At 44.8% G+C, this 18,395-nt stretch carries 15 protein-coding genes; 7 read left to right on the plus strand and 8 right to left on the minus strand.

What is annotated here, in order from left to right; genetic code table 11:
- Positions 1–59 precede the first annotated feature (59 nt).
- Positions 60–1,655, plus strand: coding sequence for a class I SAM-dependent DNA methyltransferase (locus AACU33_RS20310; RefSeq protein WP_096590373.1), 1,596 nt, complete (start codon positions 60–62; stop codon positions 1,653–1,655).
- Positions 1,645–2,985, plus strand: a complete 1,341-nt coding sequence (locus AACU33_RS20315) for a restriction endonuclease subunit S (RefSeq protein ID WP_096590374.1) — start codon at positions 1,645–1,647, stop codon at positions 2,983–2,985. Before AACU33_RS20310 ends, AACU33_RS20315 begins: the two co-directional genes overlap by 11 nt.
- Before the next feature lie 38 nt (positions 2,986–3,023).
- Here the strand turns inward: AACU33_RS20315 and drt2 are convergent, their stop codons facing one another.
- Positions 3,024–4,352 carry an antiviral reverse transcriptase Drt2 gene (drt2, locus tag AACU33_RS20320; protein ID WP_339376166.1) on the minus strand — a complete coding sequence of 443 codons (1,329 nt, stop codon included), beginning with the start codon at positions 4,350–4,352 and terminating at the stop codon, positions 3,024–3,026.
- Positions 4,353–4,738: 386 nt separating this feature from the next.
- On the opposite strand from drt2, the gene AACU33_RS20325 reads away from it, so the two are divergent.
- Positions 4,739–7,873 carry a type I restriction endonuclease subunit R gene (locus tag AACU33_RS20325; protein WP_096590376.1) on the plus strand — a complete coding sequence of 1,045 codons (3,135 nt, stop codon included), beginning with the start codon at positions 4,739–4,741 and terminating at the stop codon, positions 7,871–7,873.
- Positions 7,874–8,184: 311 nt separating this feature from the next.
- On the opposite strand, the gene AACU33_RS20330 is transcribed toward AACU33_RS20325, so the two are convergent.
- From AACU33_RS20330 to AACU33_RS20345, 4 genes are read right to left on the minus strand one after another with little or no spacing between them, the layout of a single operon-like run.
- Entirely contained in the window at positions 8,185–9,072 is an 888-nt protein-coding gene (locus tag AACU33_RS20330; RefSeq protein ID WP_096590377.1) for a hypothetical protein, read from the minus strand.
- 12 nt (positions 9,073–9,084) lie between these two features.
- A complete protein-coding gene (locus AACU33_RS20335) occupies positions 9,085–9,468 on the minus strand; it encodes a hypothetical protein (RefSeq protein ID WP_096590378.1) in 384 nt (127 codons plus the stop codon).
- Between the two features lie 37 nt (positions 9,469–9,505).
- Positions 9,506–11,815: a CHAT domain-containing protein gene (locus AACU33_RS20340; RefSeq protein WP_096590379.1), complete on the minus strand. Its 2,310-nt coding sequence runs from the start codon at positions 11,813–11,815 to the stop codon at positions 9,506–9,508.
- Entirely contained in the window at positions 11,816–12,028 is a 213-nt protein-coding gene (locus tag AACU33_RS20345; protein WP_096590380.1) for a hypothetical protein, read from the minus strand.
- A gap of 169 nt (positions 12,029–12,197) precedes the next feature.
- On the opposite strand from AACU33_RS20345, the gene AACU33_RS20350 reads away from it, so the two are divergent.
- Entirely contained in the window at positions 12,198–12,401 is a 204-nt protein-coding gene (locus AACU33_RS20350) for a hypothetical protein (protein ID WP_339376167.1), read from the plus strand.
- Positions 12,402–12,780: 379 nt separating this feature from the next.
- Here the strand turns inward: AACU33_RS20350 and AACU33_RS20355 are convergent, their stop codons facing one another.
- The 3 genes from AACU33_RS20355 to AACU33_RS20365 all read right to left on the minus strand — a co-directional run bounded on the left by AACU33_RS20355 (position 12,781) and on the right by AACU33_RS20365 (position 14,351).
- The gene (locus AACU33_RS20355; protein ID WP_096590381.1) at positions 12,781–13,098 is read right to left on the minus strand and encodes a hypothetical protein; all 318 of its coding nucleotides are present in this window, start codon (positions 13,096–13,098) and stop codon (positions 12,781–12,783) included.
- A gap of 297 nt (positions 13,099–13,395) precedes the next feature.
- Positions 13,396–13,740: a DUF1815 family protein gene (locus AACU33_RS20360; RefSeq protein WP_096590382.1), complete on the minus strand. Its 345-nt coding sequence runs from the start codon at positions 13,738–13,740 to the stop codon at positions 13,396–13,398.
- A 125-nt stretch (positions 13,741–13,865) separates the two neighbouring features.
- A complete protein-coding gene (locus tag AACU33_RS20365; protein ID WP_339376168.1) occupies positions 13,866–14,351 on the minus strand; it encodes a gluconokinase in 486 nt (161 codons plus the stop codon).
- Between the two features lie 74 nt (positions 14,352–14,425).
- Here AACU33_RS20365 and AACU33_RS20370 point away from each other — a divergent pair, with 74 nt between their 5' ends.
- From AACU33_RS20370 to uxaC, 3 genes are all read left to right on the plus strand, one after another.
- Positions 14,426–15,484 (plus strand): LacI family DNA-binding transcriptional regulator, encoded by a 1,059-nt coding sequence (locus AACU33_RS20370; protein ID WP_096590383.1) that lies wholly within the window; start codon positions 14,426–14,428, stop codon positions 15,482–15,484.
- 152 nt (positions 15,485–15,636) lie between these two features.
- Positions 15,637–16,938 (plus strand): NAD(P)/FAD-dependent oxidoreductase, encoded by a 1,302-nt coding sequence (locus AACU33_RS20375; protein ID WP_096590384.1) that lies wholly within the window; start codon positions 15,637–15,639, stop codon positions 16,936–16,938.
- Between the two features lie 32 nt (positions 16,939–16,970).
- A complete protein-coding gene (uxaC, locus tag AACU33_RS20380; protein ID WP_096590385.1) occupies positions 16,971–18,392 on the plus strand; it encodes a glucuronate isomerase in 1,422 nt (473 codons plus the stop codon).
- Positions 18,393–18,395: the final 3 nt, after the last annotated feature.

Genomic DNA, 18,395 nt, shown 5'->3' on the forward strand with positions numbered 1-18,395 from the left:
AGAGTTGCATCGGGCGATTACCTGAATGCAACCAGAGTTGGCTTGAGGATTAGGTCAGCGTGGCACGAAGCAAGAAAGACGAGACAAAAGCAAAAAATGGCAATGGGGCAAATCTGGGATTTGAGCAAACCCTATGGGCAGCAGCAGATAAAATGCGCGGTCATATGGATGCTGCGGAATATAAGCACGTTGCTTTGGGGCTGATTTTCCTCAAGTACATCTCGGATGCATTCCAAGAACTTTACGATGACTTAGCGCAACTGCAAGAGACAGAGTACACCGACCCGGAAGATCGGGACGAGTATCTGGGCATGAATGTCTTTTGGGTGCCGAAGGAGGCGCGGTGGTCGCACATTCAGGCAAACGCAAAGCAAACGACGATCGGCAAGCTCATTGATGAGGCTATGCTGGCGATCGAAAAAGAAAACCCCCGCCTCAAAGGAGTGCTGCCGATTCAGTATGCGCGACCAGATCTGGATAAGCAGCGGTTGGGAGAACTCATTGACCTAATTAGTAAGATTGGCTTAGGAGATAGCGCCAGCCGAGCAAAGGATATTCTAGGACGGGTTTACGAGTATTTTCTGGGGCAGTTTGCCGAGAAGGAAGGCAAGGGTGGCGGAGAATTCTACACGCCGCAGTCGGTGGTGAAGTTGCTGGTAGAGATGATTGAACCCTACAGGGGAAGGATTTATGACCCCTGCTGCGGGTCAGGTGGAATGTTTGTGCAGTCGGAGAAATTTGTCGAGGCGCACGGGGGACGCAAAGGCGATATTGCTATTTATGGGCAAGAGTCTAACCCGACAACACGCCGTCTATGTTTGATGAACCTGGCGATTCGGGGGATTGATGGCAATATTGGGGACAGGCAAGCGGACAGTTTCACCAATGACTTGCACAAGGATTTGAAGGCAGACTACATCCTGGCAAATCCGCCGTTTAACATCAGTGATTGGTGGCATAACTCGCTGGCGGATGATGTGCGCTGGGAATATGGCACGCCACCTAAGGGTAACGCCAACTATGGCTGGGTGCAGCATATTATCCATCACCTTGCACCGAATGGGATCGCGGGGTTTGTGTTGGCGAATGGTTCGATGAGTTCTAACCAGTCGGGAGAAGGGGAGATCCGCAAGGCGATCATTGAGGCAGATTTGGTGGATTGCATGATTGCGCTGCCAGGGCAGTTATTTTACACTACTCAAATTCCCGCGTGTTTATGGTTTGTGACCCGTAATAAAAAGGGAATTATGGGGACAAAGGGCTTTACTAATTTGAGAGATCGCCGAGGGGAAACGCTGTTTATTGATGCTCGAAAGTTGGGCTATTTGGTAGACCGTACGCACCGAGAGTTGACGGATGAGGAGATTGCCCGGATTACCGGAACTTATCATGCATGGCGTGGTGAACTGGAGGCTGGCATCTATGCGGATGTACCGGGATTTTGCAAGAGTGCAAAGTTGCAAGATATTGAGTTGTATAGGTATGTGTTGGCACCAGGGCGATATGTAGGGGCGGAGGAAGTGGAAGATGATGATGAGCCATTTGAGGAGAAGATGCAAAGGTTGACCCAGAAATTGGAGGAACAGTTTAAGGAGTCGGCACGGTTAGAGAAGATTATTCGAGAGAGTTTACAAGTGCTGGATTATGATAACTAACTCCATTCCTCCTAAGTGGCAAGTGACGACGTTAGGAAACATTGCTGGTAAAGAGTACGGGTTAGTTGATGGTCCATTTGGCTCAAACTTACCCGCATCCGATTATGTCCCTGTAGGAGTTCCAGTTATTCGCGGTTCCAATCTTTCTTTAGGAGATGTTTCTTTTAAGGGTGACGAATTTGTATATGTCTCTGAAGAAACTGCCAAAAGGTTAGAACGTAGTCTGTGTGGCCCAGAAGACATTATTTTTACAAAGAAGGGAACTTTGGGGCAAACGGGCTTTATTCCAAAGTCACATCGTTATCAAAAGTTTTTAATTTCGTCAAATCAGATGAAGCTATCTGTTAACCGTAAGGTTGCAGATCCACGCTTTGTTTATTACTATGTTTCTTCTCCTGCTAGTCGAGAAAAGATTATTCGCGATTCAGAGGTTACTGGTGTTCCAAAGACGAACTTGGCTTATTTACGGACGTTCCCAATAATTCTGCCTTCTCTAGATGAACAGAAAGCGATCGCCCACATTCTTGGCACTCTTGACGACAAAATCGAACTCAACCAACAGATGAACCGGACACTGGAGAGCATTGCCCGCGCTTTCTTCAAATCCTGGTTTATCGACTTCGATCCCGTCCGCGCCAAGCTAGATGAACAAAGACCCGCAGGGATGGATGTGGAGACCGCGCCTCTGTTTCCTGATGAGTTTGAGGATTCGGCATTGGGTAAGATACCAAAAGGGTGGAGAGTTGGGACTTTAGAACAGGTAGTCAATGTAAATTCACGTAGTATTACCAAGAGCTATCCGCATCAGCTAATCCAATACGTTGATATTTCATCAGTTACAGTAGGTCGTCTCGAAGGAACAACGGTTTATAAGTTATCTAATGCACCAAGCCGAGCTAAAAGACTAGTTCAACATGGTGATACAATCTGGTCTGGAGTCAGACCAAATCGTAAATCCTATTTGTTTATTCACACTCCACCAGAGAACCTTGTAGTTTCCACCGGATTCATTGTGCTTTCACCTAAAGCAATTCCTTCCTCATATCTTTATGCTTGGGTTACGACAGATGAATTTGTAGACTATTTGACATTTAATGCTGATGGAAGTGCTTATCCAGCAGTACGTCCAGATATATTTTCTGATGCACCTATCCTCATTCCCTCACAAACTGTTCTTGAGGCATTTGATAAGAAAATCAGTTCTATTCGTGACAAAATTGTTTGCAACGAGCGTGAATCTCAAACTATCGCAACAATTCGCGACAGTCTAATGCCCAGATTACTAACAGGCGAGATAGGCATAAGATCTGCTGAGGAATTTTTGAGGTAGCGTAAATTCTTGTTAAGCTTCATCTAGTAACTATATGATTATTCGCTTTGACTCTCTAAGATTTTCTTAAGCTCCATTTCAACTTGTTTAATTTCTTTGTGAAGTTTTTCCCAGTGGTTAGAAACTTGCTGATGAATTTTTTTACAATCCATAATTTCACTTGAACGTGCAGCATAGCTAAAAAAGCTATGCTGCCCTAAATGAGTATATTTTTCATATATATCTTTGCGATGAATTTTACTATCCTTAGCTTGACAGGCAGCGTGCCCTGCTTTACGCACTGCGCCCTTCATTCTTCGGTAATAACGGGAAACAGTTTGAGATCGCAAAAATCGCTGTTGCCCATCAAATGTGAATCCTAAATATTGAAGAGGTGAACCTTTTATTAATCCTTCATTAGTTTCTCGAAATACTATTAATCCTTCAGTTGTGTCCTGGAATAAAAAGCGTTCTGTCTTGTCAGAATTAGGAGAAAGAGCCTCACCACATCTGTTAATCTCTTGATGAACTAACTCTTCAATTGTCTTTGCTTTTTCTGGTGGACAAATCCAAAGGATATCATCACAGTATCTGCGGTACACACCATCAATTTCAAGGGCGTACTCAGACATTACTCTATCGAATTCAATAAGATATATATTAGATAATACTGCACTTATGGGAGAACCTTGTGGAATTCCGTAGTCATTAGAGTTTTTCTCTATACAGCCACTAGCTCTAATATGCTTACGAAACTCTTCCGAAGTACAAAATCGTCCTTTCTCTTTGATTGCTTCATAATCGGTAATTTTCAAAGTATTAAATACTTCATCACGCTTAACATAAGCATATTTAGTAATAGATTTATAAACTTTGTAGTGATCTGTTGGAAGTTCAGAAACTTCTAAAACTTTACACCATGCAGATTTAAGTTTTGCATGATCGATATGATCAAAAAAACCTGTTAAATCAAAAGCTAGAGCATTACAGTTTCTTCTTTGCTCAATTGTGTCAAATACTTCCTTGGCAAACTCTATATTAGACTTCCCTAAAGATCTATACGCAAGGACAGACTGATTAAAGATCTGTTTTTGAATAAACTTCTCATACTGTTCACTAAGCTGCTGTGCATACCAGGCATAAATATGCGAATCTAAGTGACCTGCGTAAAGAATAGGACGTTTTTTGTCTACTGTCTTATGTTCCTTAAATTTATATCGAGGTGTCACTTTAACGTACTTTAGAAACGGCAGAAAAGCATGAACCTCAATCTTCTTCGGATCTGTGACATAGCTGAAAGCAAATTTTTTAGAAACCTTTCTATCAAAGTGAATGTAACCGCGAATCTTATACCAACTATTGAACCTTTTGCCCTGTGATCTCAGCATAAATTCTTGATAGATATAGCAAAGCTGGAAAGTCAGGACTGACGGCATCCATGCTATGACGCTAAGACCTCCCAGCGCACGCCCTACCTTCGCTCTACTTAGGCTGTTAAACCTGTAAAGCCCCGTCGCGGAAACTATACTGTAGATAGGATAATTAAGCCCATGCTACTCTTGGCAGCACGTACTTTGGTGAACCCAATTCCCTGCATACTTTTATACAGGCAAGTTAACTATAACCTATTGGAATACACAATAGCCAGTCTATAGACAATTCGGATAACCGTACAAATAATTTAACCCGTATATAAATAAGGCCAGTTCAGTCCAATCATACTGGAATAGAAGGGAATACTAATAGAAAGGGATTCTCAAACCGGACACGCCTCATGAGTAACTTTACCGAATCTGAAGTAGAAGACGCTGCGCTTTATTACTTTGAGCAGTTAGGTTATACCATTCTCGGCAGTAGCGATATCGCCCCAGGTGAAGCCCAAGCAGAACGTAGCGATTACAAAGAAGTCATTTTAGAAAGTCGCCTACGTTCTGCCATAGCAGAAATTAACCCACAAATTCCCACTTCTGCCTTAGATGAAGTCGTGCGGCAGGTGTTACGTTCCGAAACCCAAAACCTGTTTGAGAATAATCATCGCTTCCATCAGCTTTTCACTGATGGCGTACCTATTTCTTACCAAGAAGGCGATCGCACTGTATACGATCAAGCTTGGCTGATCGACTGGAATAACCCCGAAAATAATGATTGGCTTGTCGTTAATCAGTTCACCGTCATTGAAAACCACAAAAACCATCGTCCTGATGTCGTAGTATTCATCAATGGGCTACCTCTCGCCGTGATCGAACTGAAGAATGCTACCGACGAAAATGCCGATATTGATAAAGCTTTTAACCAACTGCAAACCTACAAACGCAACATTCCCAGCCTCTTTACCTACAACGAAGCCCTGGTTATCTCCGATGGTATCTATGCCCGTATTGGTAGCATTACTGCCGATCGCGAACGCTTCATGCCTTGGCGTACCATCGACGGCAATGGCCTTGCCCCCAAAGGCACGCCAGAACTAGAAGTTGTGATTCGTGGTGTGTTTGAAAAAACCCGCTTTCTCGACCTGATCCGCTTCTTCATCGTCTTTGAAGTCGATGGGGAAACTATCACTAAAAAAATGGCAGGTTACCACCAATACCACGCTGTTAACAAAGCCATTGCCAAAACTGTCGAAGCCACCTCTCCGGAAGGTGACAAGCGTGTGGGCGTTATCTGGCATACCCAAGGATCGGGTAAAAGCCTGTCAATGACATTCTATGCTGGAAAAATCATTCAACATCCGGCAATGGCAAACCCAACCTTAGTTGTTTTGACCGATCGCAACGACTTAGACGACCAACTCCTCACTACCTTCTCCAAATGCCAAGAATTGCTGCGCCAGCAACCTGTCCAAGCAGCAGACCGCCTTGACCTAAAAGCTAAACTTCAGGTCGCATCCGGTGGCGTTATCTTTACCACCATTCAGAAATTCGCCCCAGATGAACGAGGCGGTGAGTATAAAACCTTGAGCGATCGTCGTAACATCGTCTTCATTGCCGATGAAGCCCACCGTTCCCAATACGGGCTAAAAGCACGAGTCGTCAAAACCAAAAACAAAGAAACAGGGGAAGAAACAGGAGCCTACACCGCCTACGGTTTTGCTAAACACCTGCGGGATGCCCTGCCTAACGCCTCCTTCATTGGCTTTACTGGCACCCCGATTGACAAAGCCGATACCAGCACCAAAAAAATCTTCGGTGACTATATCGACATCTACGACATTCAACGCGCCGTTGAAGATAGAGCCACCGTCAAAATTTATTATGAAGCTCGTCTCGCTAAAATAGACCTTGATGAGAGCGAAAAACCCAAAATTGACCCCGACTTTGAAGAAGTTACCGAAGGCGAAGAACCGAATACCAAAGACAAGCTAAAAAGTAAATGGGCGCAGTTGGAAGCAATGGTTGGCACTGAAAAACGTCTAGCAATCATTGCTCAAGACATCCTCAACCACTTCGACAATCGGCTTGCTGCAATGCAAGGCAAAGGCATAATCGTCTGCATGAGCCGCCGCATTTGTGCCGAACTCTACAAGCAAATCATCAAACTCCGCCCAGAGTGGCACTCTGAGAACGACAGCGAAGGCGAAATCAAAGTTGTGATTACAGGCAGTGCTTCCGATAACGCCGATTTGCAACCCCACATCCGCACTAAAAAAGGAAGGGATGCGATCGCTAACCGCCTTCGCAATCCTAAAGATCCACTCAAACTTGTGATTGTACGGGATATGTGGCTGACTGGCTTTGATGCGCCTTGCCTCCACACCATGTACATCGACAAACCCATGAAAGGGCATAATTTGATGCAAGCGATCGCCCGGGTCAATCGTGTTTTTGGGGCAAAACCTGGTGGTCTAGTAGTAGATTATCTCGGCATTGCCCAAGACTTGAAAGATGCTTTAAAGGAATACACAGAAGGTGATCGCAGTGAAACTGGCATTCCCATCGAACAAGCCATCGCCCTGATGCGGGAGAAACACGAAATCGTTGCTGCAATGTTTCACGGTTTTGACTATTCCCGCTTTTTCACAGGTATTGCCCCAGAACGCCTTACTGTCATGCGCGAAGCAACTGACTGGATTTTACGTCCTGAAATTCAGGACGACAACGGCGTACAACGCTACATTAAAGCCGTTACTGAACTCTCCAAAGCTTTTGCTCTGTGTGCCACTGAAGAGGAAGCGCTCGCTCTGCGGGAAGAAATTGGATTTTTCCAAGCCATCAAGGCGACACTTTCCAAATATACCGTTGAAGGAGGCAAGAGCAAAGCCGATCTCGACTCTGCTATGCGTCAAATCGTCTCCCGTGCGGTTGCATCCGATCAAGTAATTGATATCTTTAGCACCGCTGGGCTAAACAAACCCGAACTTTCTATCCTCTCCGAAGAGTTCTTAGAAGAAGTGCGAGGTATTGCCCAAAAGAATTTAGCGCTGGAAATGCTGCGAAAACTGCTAAATGATGAAATCAAAGCGCGATCGCATCGTAATGTCGTACAATCCCGCACCTTCTCGGAAATGCTGGAAAACAGTATCCGCCGCTACCAGAACCGCTCGCTCGAATCTGCCCAAGTTCTACAAGAACTCATCGAGCTTGCCAAAGAAATCCGAGAAGCTAACCAACGTGGAGAAAACTTAGGATTATCAGAAGATGAACTAGCTTTCTATGATGCCTTAGAAGTGAATGATAGTGCAGTTCAGGTACTAGGTGATGAAACCCTGAAAGCGATCGCTCGTGAGTTAGTCATAGTGGTTCGCCGCAATGTCTCGATTGACTGGACGCAAAGAGAAACCGTCAGAGCCAAACTCCGCACTATTGTAAAACGATTACTAAGAAAATATGGCTATCCTCCAGATAAACAAGAGAAAGCTACCCTAACAGTACTCACCCAAACTGAAACCCTTTGTAAGGATTGGGCTGCATAATACTGGAAACTGAGCTATTGCGGTCGCTTCCGGTGATTGCAGTGCTTCAATTTGAACCTGAGTAATTTATGATGGATTTGACCTACGGCAAGCTTATACTTCCATTATTAGCTCCTGGCAAAGTTAGGGTTCCAAGCTTATAAAAGACTGCGATTGCCTGACTTGAGGATAAGCATTTCAGGCTCTAGTGTGGCAAAGTGATGGGTAAAGTCACATCAATGTATTGGATAACTTGATAATTTGCCATCATTGAAGGCATAGCAAGAGTATAAATTTTAATAATGGTTAGTAGTCTGTGGTAGTGCGATCGCCTATCTCTGGACGTAGCCCCGCCACAAGTATTCAGTCAGTTGCCGACCTACACGGCGCTCTTCCTCGGTATCAGCAGGCAAGTTCCAGCGTATTGACTGATAGAGCAAGTGGCGGTGCAGGTCAAAGGAGGCTTCGATCAGTTCACCATAGTTCCTGGCAGCATCCAGTGCCCAGTAATAATAAGCAAAAATGGCGGAAATGATTCCCACAGGAGCCGCCCACCAAGCCCAAATTGTCCAGATGATAAATAGTAAACTCCACAGCCAAACGCGAACGGCAGTGTTGAGGTCAGCGCGGGCTTCTTGCAGGTCTTTCTTCACTGCATCTGAGAGGAGAAGCCACAACCGTGACCAGCAGACGATCGCATCAAGTCCATATTTTTCCAGGGGGCGCTGTTCGGCAGCACGGAGAATATTGCCCAAGCGGGTGGGCATGAGTTGGTTGGGTAAAGGTAGGTGGATTTGCAGCCAGTCAAGTTGGACAAATTCATCGCGCTGTTCGGCAGTGAGTTGAGCAGGGTCGAGGCGGGCGAGAGTTTGCCAGCGATCGCTAATCCGTTGACTGCGTTTCACTTCCTTGGCGATCAACCAACGACGTAAAGGACGCAGCCAAGGATGCCAGTAGCCTTCTAGAAAGCGCAGCACAGGCAAATCGAAGCGTTGCACCACAAAGGCAGAAGCGGCAATTACGCAGAAAACTCCAACGAGGAGAGCAATTTGTAGAGGTTCAGGCTGTTGGCTAAACCAAGTACTAGCTCTTTTCCACCCAAAGCGCTGTAGCCAAGCGGCGGCTCCTCCTGCCCAAAAGACAAAAGCGGGAGTAAGCAGAGTAGCAACCCATTGTTCAGCGAGTTTGCTGCCAAAGCTTTCGAGGAATTTTGCAGACATGATACACCTTGGCTATGCCGGATATAGCGGCAGATTGTGGGTAGGGCAAAGAGGTGGTTCAATGCCAACTCTGGGACGATACCATATGTAGTCACCTTGGGGACAAACAAATTTAGCAGCGTTCACTATTGAACCCTGACCAGGTAAAGGAGAGAAACTTCTCATATGCTCTGGCTGTTGTTTATCTTGGAGAAACCTAGACAGCCATTCACGGGTGGTATCTTGGGCAGCCAGAAGTTCTAGGATCAGGTTATCGATAGGTTGCCTAGTGTTAGCTTGCGCCAGCAGATTAGCGAGTCGCTGGTCAATGATTTCTGCTTGCGCGGCTGGGAGCAATTCACCCAAGTAAGGACGAATGGAACGGGCGGCTTCTAGGATATCAGCAGAGTCGTACATGATTGGTTATGGTTTGGTGATTAATGGTGAACGTTGTTTACACACCCACATACTGGAAGGCTGCCCAGTGAAAAGGATGGGCGAAATCCCTAGCGTTGGGGTTTGAGAGCAGAACTGACTTGTATAGGAAACTGGCGGTGTCAGCAGGCATTTTTACCTGAGCGAATTCAGGTAGTGAAGCTTTGAAGTAAGCAACTTTTTCACCATTGGTGGTGTCACGAACCCATTGCTGTGCCTGACGGAGCGCCTGGGCAATTTCCAGCCCTTCGACGCGCCATAGGTCATAAAAACAGGTGAGGAGCATCATGGTGCTGAGGTCGGAAACTGACCACAGGGAAGCAGCAACCCCAGCAACTCCTGCTTGGAGCAACCCTGTGGGTAGGCTAATGGCTTCATCAGCCAGTTTAATCCCTGGCAGTCCAGTTTCACAGGCAGAGAGAATGGCGAGGCGAATGCTATCAAGTTTGAGGTCAAGGAGGTCACGCAGGGTGAGCAGTCCATCGCTCATGGCCAGTCCACTGGTGAGGGGTTCTTGCAGATTGGCTGTACCGTGGCACGAGAGGTGGAGAACGTTGTAGTGAGGCAGAGCAGCAAGAACATCTGCGATCGCCGCTTGTTCGTGTTGTAAAACTTTGCGCTGCTCGAAAGTGGCAATAGCAGCAGTAACTTCACGGGTAGAGTTGGGCAAATCGTTGCGGGGATTATCAATTGCTAGTATCGAATCTGCTACAGTCCGTTGAGCAATTTCCTGAGCTACCGAGAGCGATCGCGCATTGGGAGCATAGGTAAAATTGATGGTATCCAAAGCATAGTGCCGTCCAGTGGGAGCGGTAGAATCTTCGACCCAGGCAGCGTGGAGGGGGAGCAAGCTGAAGAAACCTGTCGGAATGAGGATGGCTTGCTGTAAATTGTGCTGTTGGAGGTGGTTGATTAGGGGTGACATTAAGGGTTGCCAAAGTTGACGAGTGCCTTGCTCAATGCCTTCTAGCCAAGCCTGACGGTTGGTTGAGGATTGATTATAGGCTCTGAACCAGGTATTGAGGAGTTCTCGTAGGCTGTTTTCGGTGAGATCATTCAACCAAAGATCATCAATGCCGTCTTGGGTAACAATCAGGGCAAGGCTGCCAGCAGAGGTGGGTGCAAGGTAAACGAGAGGTATGCCAGGGCGGAGAGCTTGGTGGATGTCATCGAAGCTCGGTTGAGCTAAGAAGTCTTCGTAGCCGGGAACTTGACGAATTTGCTGAATGATTTTCGTCAAGCTTTCCCGTAGTTGTACAGCTTCGGTGCGTAAGTTTTCAGGGGTGAGACTATGGCGATCATCTGAGGTCATCCGCAGGCGTTGTTGGGTTTCGAGGTTGCGGAGTTGCTTGGTAGTCTCTGCGTATTCAGTATAAAGGTTGGGGGCAAGTTGCTGAAGTTGGGTGAGGTCGGCTCTGTCTCGATCTAGGGTTTCACTAAGTCCACGGGCGCGACCTTGTTCGAGAGTGAGGACAGATGCTTGCAGTTTGCCACTACGGGCGAGGGCATAGGCAGCGTGTCGAGGTAAATCGTTAATTACGGCAAGTTCGGCGGCTTTGCCATCAAGCAGGATGGCAGATTGGTAGAGAATTTCGGCAGCTTCAAGGGCTTTAGTGTAGGTACTAGCGGCTTCTGTCCAAGTTTGTTGCTCAAAGTAGAGGTTTCCGAGGTTGCGTGCAGTCCCAAGGCATTCTTTGGGAAAGGCCGAACGGGTTCTCACTTCCAGGGCGAGTTGATAGGCAGTAATCGCCAACTCCAGGTTCTCTGCCCTCTCCCCTTTGATGCGATCGCTGTAGGCAGTTGCCAGATTATTCTGGGTCGCTGCCCAATCAACAGGAAAGGCGGCACGGGTTCTCACTTCCAGGGCGAGTTGAGAGGCAACAATCGCCAACTCCAGGTTCTCCGCCCTCTCCCCTTTGATGCGATTATAGTAGGCAGTTGCCAGATTATTCTGGGTCGTTGCCCATTGTTGGGGAAAGGCGGCACAGCTTCTCACTTCCAGGGCGAGTTGATAGGCAGCAATCGCCAACTCCAGGTTTAGCCAGCGTTGTCCTAAGGGAAATTGTTGAATTAAGTTGCCAAACTTACCCAGAACAGCCGCTACATACTGTTGCTCTGATTCTCCCACAAGCAACCTTCCTGCCGCTTTCGGTAAAGTTTGCAATAGTTGTTCATTTAACTTGTCTTGATATTGTCCTAAAAACGAATAAACTTGTTGGGCATTCCCACGGCTGTCTGCCAAAAGCTTTAACACATCTAACAAAAACTGCTCTGAATTTTCCAGTAACTCCTCTGCCTCAGCATTATTGATTCCTATTTCTTCTGCCAACTACTCTACCAACCCCGCAAGCTCCAACAAACGCTGTGCGGCCTTCCCATTTCTTCGCCGCTGCAACTGCTCCGCTTCTAGCGCCATTACCTCCAGCAGCCCCGCATCCAGCAGTTTAGGTTGCTGCTGCAAGATTACCATCTCTTCCCCACTCGTACACCACAAAAGCTGTTCAATCAGGTTAATATACGCATCTATGCGTTGTTTATCCATAATTTAAAAGTTTCCTTAGGGTCGAAGAATGGCAATTAACAACGATTATCACGCTAATAATCTGAATTTAGTTCCTGGACTTGCCCTGATGCTATCTCAGCAGTTCTAAAAAAGACTACAAGGCAGGGATTGCCTTTTCCTGAAAGTGGAGTCTCCCCTAAAGGAAGAGATGGCCAAAATCGCTGGTAGCGTTGAGGTTGGCAGCGACAATTGCTTACCATACAACTTTTGGTCAACTAATGCCTCGTATTTCAACTTGTGGTCAATTAATGCTTGTCGATGGGTTTTTCTGCTGCGATCGCCCTTACGGGAGAATCAGCATTTTAGAATGTGTCTTGGTCAACTATTGGTTGTCACTGTGGACAAATTATGATTTTTGTTGCATCAAGTAACCACAACCCTGCTGCTATCTAACTTTGTTGCATATTTTTGAGACGTTTCGCAGTATCATCGACTAGATTGGGAGTGGGAACAGTAAGACTGCATGGGCTATTTAGAGGCTTGTGCCTTAAAATTTTTAAGTAGATTAAGAGACGTTAGCAGTTGATCAGCCATTCGGGCGGCGACTTCTGTGCTTCCTATTGTTGCGATCGCTTCCAGAGATTGCAGTGCTTCAATTTAAACTTTGGTAATTATGATGAATTTGAACTCACGGCAAGTTTATACTTCCAATTATGACTCTAGGCAAAGTTATGGTTCCAAGACTGAAAAACAACTGCGATCGCCTAACGTGAGGATAGACATTTCAGACTCTAGTGTGGCAAAGTTATGATTCCAGTAGCGGCAAAGTTATGGGTAAAGTCACACAACCAGCCATAAACTAAAAATGCGGGGATTGCGAACCAAGTGCCCCAACTAAGATAGGCGATCGCACCAGATGTCATAATTAACGCGAACCACAACACAGTATCTCGCAGTGCTGGCAGATCGCTGCGCTTCATCAATTCCTTGAGTTGCTGATGTGGAACCGGGCTTCTATACCGCTGCACGCATGACAAACCTTTCTCAACAGCTTTCACCGATTCCGAACCAACTAAACTGTAATCTTTGTGAGTAAACTTGGTTTCCATAAAATTCTTTTGAGATGTCTATTTGTTGTGGCTGGTTATAGGTTTTCGTCAGCATAAAGCGTTCTAACTACGAACTCATCCTTCCCTAATAATTCATGCGATATACGACTACTTTTAGAGTTAGATTGCTGGCTGACTTTAGCTAGGTTTTTTAAATTAATTTATTAAATACTTTTTATGCACACGTGTGCATAAACTGTTGTTTTTGATTCTTTCACAACTGTGCAAAATCTTATATTAAGTTTCTTCACGACTAAACTTACAAATCAAATAGGAGCGCAATATATCTATACGAAGCTAACAACAAATATTATTAACTTTGTCAATTTGATTATCCGTACTCAGATACTTGACGATATTAGCTAACTCTTGTAATTGATTTATCGCTTCTGCACCTTCTAACTTCATTAATTCGTGGTCATCCTTCATTTCTGTCCACGTAATACCGTAATCCGATACTAAAAACCGAATCAAGTGATTTTCTCCCAAGCTAACCATAAATGAACCGCTGTTCATTTTGTCGCCGCAAGTATAACAAGAGGCTGGATAACCCCGGCGATCGAGTACCATTGCCAAGGCTTGCAGGTTCGTTACCAAGTCTTTGACAAATTCCCGATGTTGTTGCGCTAATCTGAGAAACATTTGTTCCCTCCTTCGATCGCCTAACTGCGATCGCTTGTATATTATCTTGAGATTGACGTCTAATGTGATTTAGTTGCCAAAATATTCTGTATTCGTAGAGCTGCAATTAATATTTTTTGTTTCCGTTAAATTCCTAAAATTGTTCTAATGTTCTGGACAATTGCCTGAGGAGGCTCTGCAATATCTATATATATGGTTTCTAATGGTTCTTCAAGAGTCTCAAACTGGCTGGTAAGGAGTTGAGCGCTCATATAATGATTCTGACGCTCTTGCAACCGTTGTTGAATCAACTGATAAGATCCTTTGAGGTAGACTAGCTTAACACGATCGCTATCCACTACCAAAAATTGACGATAGCTATATTTTAATGCTGAACACGCTAAAACTACATTTTTATTTTCTTGCAGCCAATGTTTAATAGCTGTTTGCAAATCTCGTAACCAAGGCTTCCTGTCAGCCTCACTCAAGGGAATACCTTGACGCATTTTTTCCACATTCTGCTGAGAGTGGAAAGTATCAGCGTCGCTAAATGTCCAGCCTAACGAGTTTGCTAGCATTTTCCCTATGGTAGTTTTGCCAGAACCAGAAACACCCATTACCAGAATAATCATTTGACAAGTGGCTATATTTTCCTAATAATTGATATTGTAATGCACACGTGTGCATAAATAAAGTAAGATAATAAATGAGTAAACGAAAAATCTCAATAGAAGATATTGCTCGAAAAGCAGGAGTTTCTCACACCACGGTTTCACGCGCTTTGCGAGATAGCACTCTCATTAGCCCTAAGGTAAGAGAAGAAATTAAGCAGTTGGCGCGAGAGATGGGTTATGTTCCTAATATTATTGCGCAAAGTTTACAAACTCAACGTACTAATACTATTGGGGTAGTAGTAACTTCAATAGCAGATCCCTTTTTTTCGGAAGTAGTAGAGGGAATAGAACAGATAGCCAGAACATCAGGTTTAAGTGTGTTGTTGAGTACTTCACACCGAGATGTCGATCTGGAAATAGCGGCTATTGATAATTTTCATCGCCGCAGAGTGGACGGTATTCTAGTGGCGGATTCACGCATTAGTAAACATGATACGAAGCAAATAGGGCAAATTGCTGTGCCAACAGTATTTATTCATAGCCAAACTGAAGATCCACCCGAAATATTTCACTCAGTATCAGTAGACGACTGCTTAGGCGCTAGGTTAGCCGTAGAACATCTAGTCAGTTTGGGACACACTTCTATAGGATACCTGGGCGTAAGCGATCGCAGCAGGTCAAATCAGCAACGTTTAGAAGGATATCAAAAAGCTCTTAGTGAAGCAGGTTTACCCCAAAAGGCTGATTGGGTGGCAATTAGTGATGAATATAATGTCAGAACAAGCGATGTTTTTACAGGTCAACAGATGCTACCTAAACTAGTTGCAGCTGGGGTGACAGGCATCTTTTGTTACAACGATATGGTAGCGGTAGGTGCTGTTTTAGCCTGTCAAGAACGAGGAATTTCGGTTCCGCAAGACTTAAGCATAGTCGGATTTGATGGTATTGCTCTGGGAGGTTATATCACCCCTCCACTCACCACAGTTCGCCAACCAATGTTAGAAATTGGTCGTTCTGCAATGCAAATGTTACTCGATTTATTACAGGAAAAAACTGTAGAAAACTGCGTTTTATCTCCTTATTTAATTAAGCGGGGTAGTAGTGCGGCTAAAAGGCAGGAGGTAGGAGGTAGAAGGCAGAAGGGAAAATGAGATTCAAAAAGTTGTGAAGTGCATTAGTTGATTTGAGAAATAGTTCGCGTTTTGTTTGCGCACTCAGCGATAGTTAAAGAATTTGTTTTCAGCATTTTAATACATCTTTGTTAATACTAATTTCACACCTATAAAATTCAAAAATATGTCTTATGATAGGTTCAATTGAAAATAATTCACCTCATAAAGTTGTGATTGTTGGTGGTGGCTTTGGCGGATTGTACACTGCACAGTCTCTTGCCAAAGCTAATGTTAACGTTACTCTCATTGATAAACGTAACTTTCACCTATTTCAACCCCTGTTATACCAAGTTGCTACAGGTACGCTATCACCTGCTGATATTTCTTCACCTTTGCGAGCAGTACTCAGTAAAAGCAAGAATACAAAAGTCATGCTGGGTGAAGTTACTGATATCGATCCCCAAGCACAAAAAGCGATCGTCGGCGATGAAGCAATACCTTATGACACACTAATTATTGCCACAGGTGTAAAACATTCCTATTTTGGTAAAGACCAATGGGAAGAATTTGCGCCTGGTTTGAAAACTGTAGAAGATGCTATCGAAATGCGCCGCCGAATTTTTATGGCATTTGAAGCAGCAGAAAAAGAAACCGACCCAGAAAAACGTCGTGCTTGGTTAACTTTTGTCATTGTAGGTGGTGGCCCTACTGGAGTCGAGTTAGCAGGCGCACTCGCAGATTTAGCCTACGAAACCCTCAAACAAGATTTTCGCAACATCGACACATCAGAAACGAAAATCTTACTTCTTGAAGGTATGGATCGCATCCTGCCACCTTATGTACCAGAATTATCCCAAGCAGCCGAAGCATCTCTGCAACGTTTTGGTGTGGAGGTACAAACAAAAACTTTGGTAACAAATATTGAAAACGATATTGTTACCATCAAACAAGAAAATGAAGAGAAAAAGATTGCCTCAAAAACCATATTGTGGGCAGCAGGCGTTCAAGCTTCCCGAATAGGGAAAGTATTAGCAGAACGCACAGGTGTAGAATGCGATCGCGTTGGTCGAGTCATTGTTGAACCTGACTTAAGTATTAAAGGCTATCCGAATATTTTTGTAATTGGTGACTTAGCCAATTTTTCTCATCAAACTGGTAAACCTCTCCCTGGAGTTGCACCTGTAGCCAAGCAAGAAGGGGAATATGTCGCAGCATTAATTAAACAGCGGCTGCACAATCAAACCTTGCCACAATTTTCTTACATCGACCGCGGTAGTTTGGCAATGATTGGACATAATTCCGCAGTTGTAGATTTAGGTTTTATCAAACTTACAGGTTTCATTGCCTGGCTATTTTGGCTATTCATTCATATCTACTTCTTAATCGAATTTGACAACAAATTAATCGTAATGCTCCAGTGGGCATGGAATTATGTCACTCGCAAACGAGGAGCCAGATTGATTACAGGTCAAGAATTGCAGCCAAGTGAGTGAGCATCATTAACTAACTTTAAGCGGACACAAATATGTTAACTAAAACATGGAGTTTATCACGCGATCGCTGTTTTGCTCCTGACCCAATTCAACGACAAATAGCCCATAAATTTTTTGATAACATCTCCTCTCTACCAATTGTCTGCCCCCACGGACACGTAGATCCAGCCTTGTTAGCCGATCCAGCAGCTCGTTTTGGTTCGCCAACGGAATTATTAATTATCCCCGACCACTACATTTTCCGTATGCTTTATAGTCGGGGCATATCTCTAGAATCTCTCGGCATACCTACTACTGATGGTTCGCCAGTAGAAACCGACCATCGTAAAATCTGGCAGCTTTTCGCAGACCATTTTTATCTATTTCGGGGTACTCCCTCCGGGTTGTGGTTGAGAGAAGAACTAACTAATGTTTTTGGGGTGGATGAGCCTTTAAATTCTCGCAATGCTGGCTATATCTACGATTACCTGGCAGAAAAGTTAGCTTTGCCTGAGTTCTCACCGCGGGCGCTATTCAAACGCTTCCACATTGAAGTACTTTGTACCACTGATGCAGCTAGCGATCGCCTCGAACACCATCAATCTTTACACCAAGAAGGTTGGACTCAAATTAGACCGACCTTCCGACCAGATGCAGTAGTTAACTTAGATACTCCCGGTTGGCGCGAAAATCTTGCCAAGTTGGAAAGCAGTGTAGGTAGAGAAATTAGCACCTACGCTACTTTTATCCAGGTTTTAGAAGAACGTCGAGCTTACTTTAAAAAGATGGGTGCGACTGCTACCGACCACAGCGCAGCTACACCTTATACCGCACAACTCTCTGACCAAGAAGCAGAGGCTATCTTTACTAGAGCTTTAGCTGGAAAGCTCAATTCATTTGATGCACAGCAATTCACTGGTCATATGTTCGTAGAAATGGCTCGGATGAGTGCGGAAGATGGCTTAGTCATGCAAATGCATTGTGGTGTTACACGCAACCATAACCCAGCAATCTTTGAGCGATTTGGATCTGATAAAGGTGCTGATATTCCATTGCAATTAGAGTGGACTCAAAATCTACGTCCGTTGTTATCAGCCTACGGTAATCACAAGAATTTTCACCTCATTCTGTTTGGCATGGATGAAAGTACTTACAGTCGGGAATTAGCGCCGTTAGCTGGTCATTATCCTGCTGTATTGCTGGGGCCGCCCTGGTGGTTTCACGACAGTGTGAATGGTATGGAGCGCTACTTCGATCGGGTGATGGAAACTGCTGGTCTTTACAATACGGCTGGGTTTAATGATGATACACGGGCTTTCGTTTCTATTCCCGCCCGTCATACTGTTTGGCGGCGTGTAGCTTGTAATTGGTTGGCTGGGTTGGTAGTGCGTGGGTTAGTTGAGGAAGAGGAAGGTTTTGAAATGGCTCAGGCTTTGGTTTATGACCTGGCTAAGAGCGCTTACAAATTAGATTAATCT

Origin of the sequence: Calothrix sp. NIES-2098, from assembly GCF_963875125.1 — a bacterium.
Lineage (GTDB): Bacteria > Cyanobacteriota > Cyanobacteriia > Cyanobacteriales > Nostocaceae > Aulosira.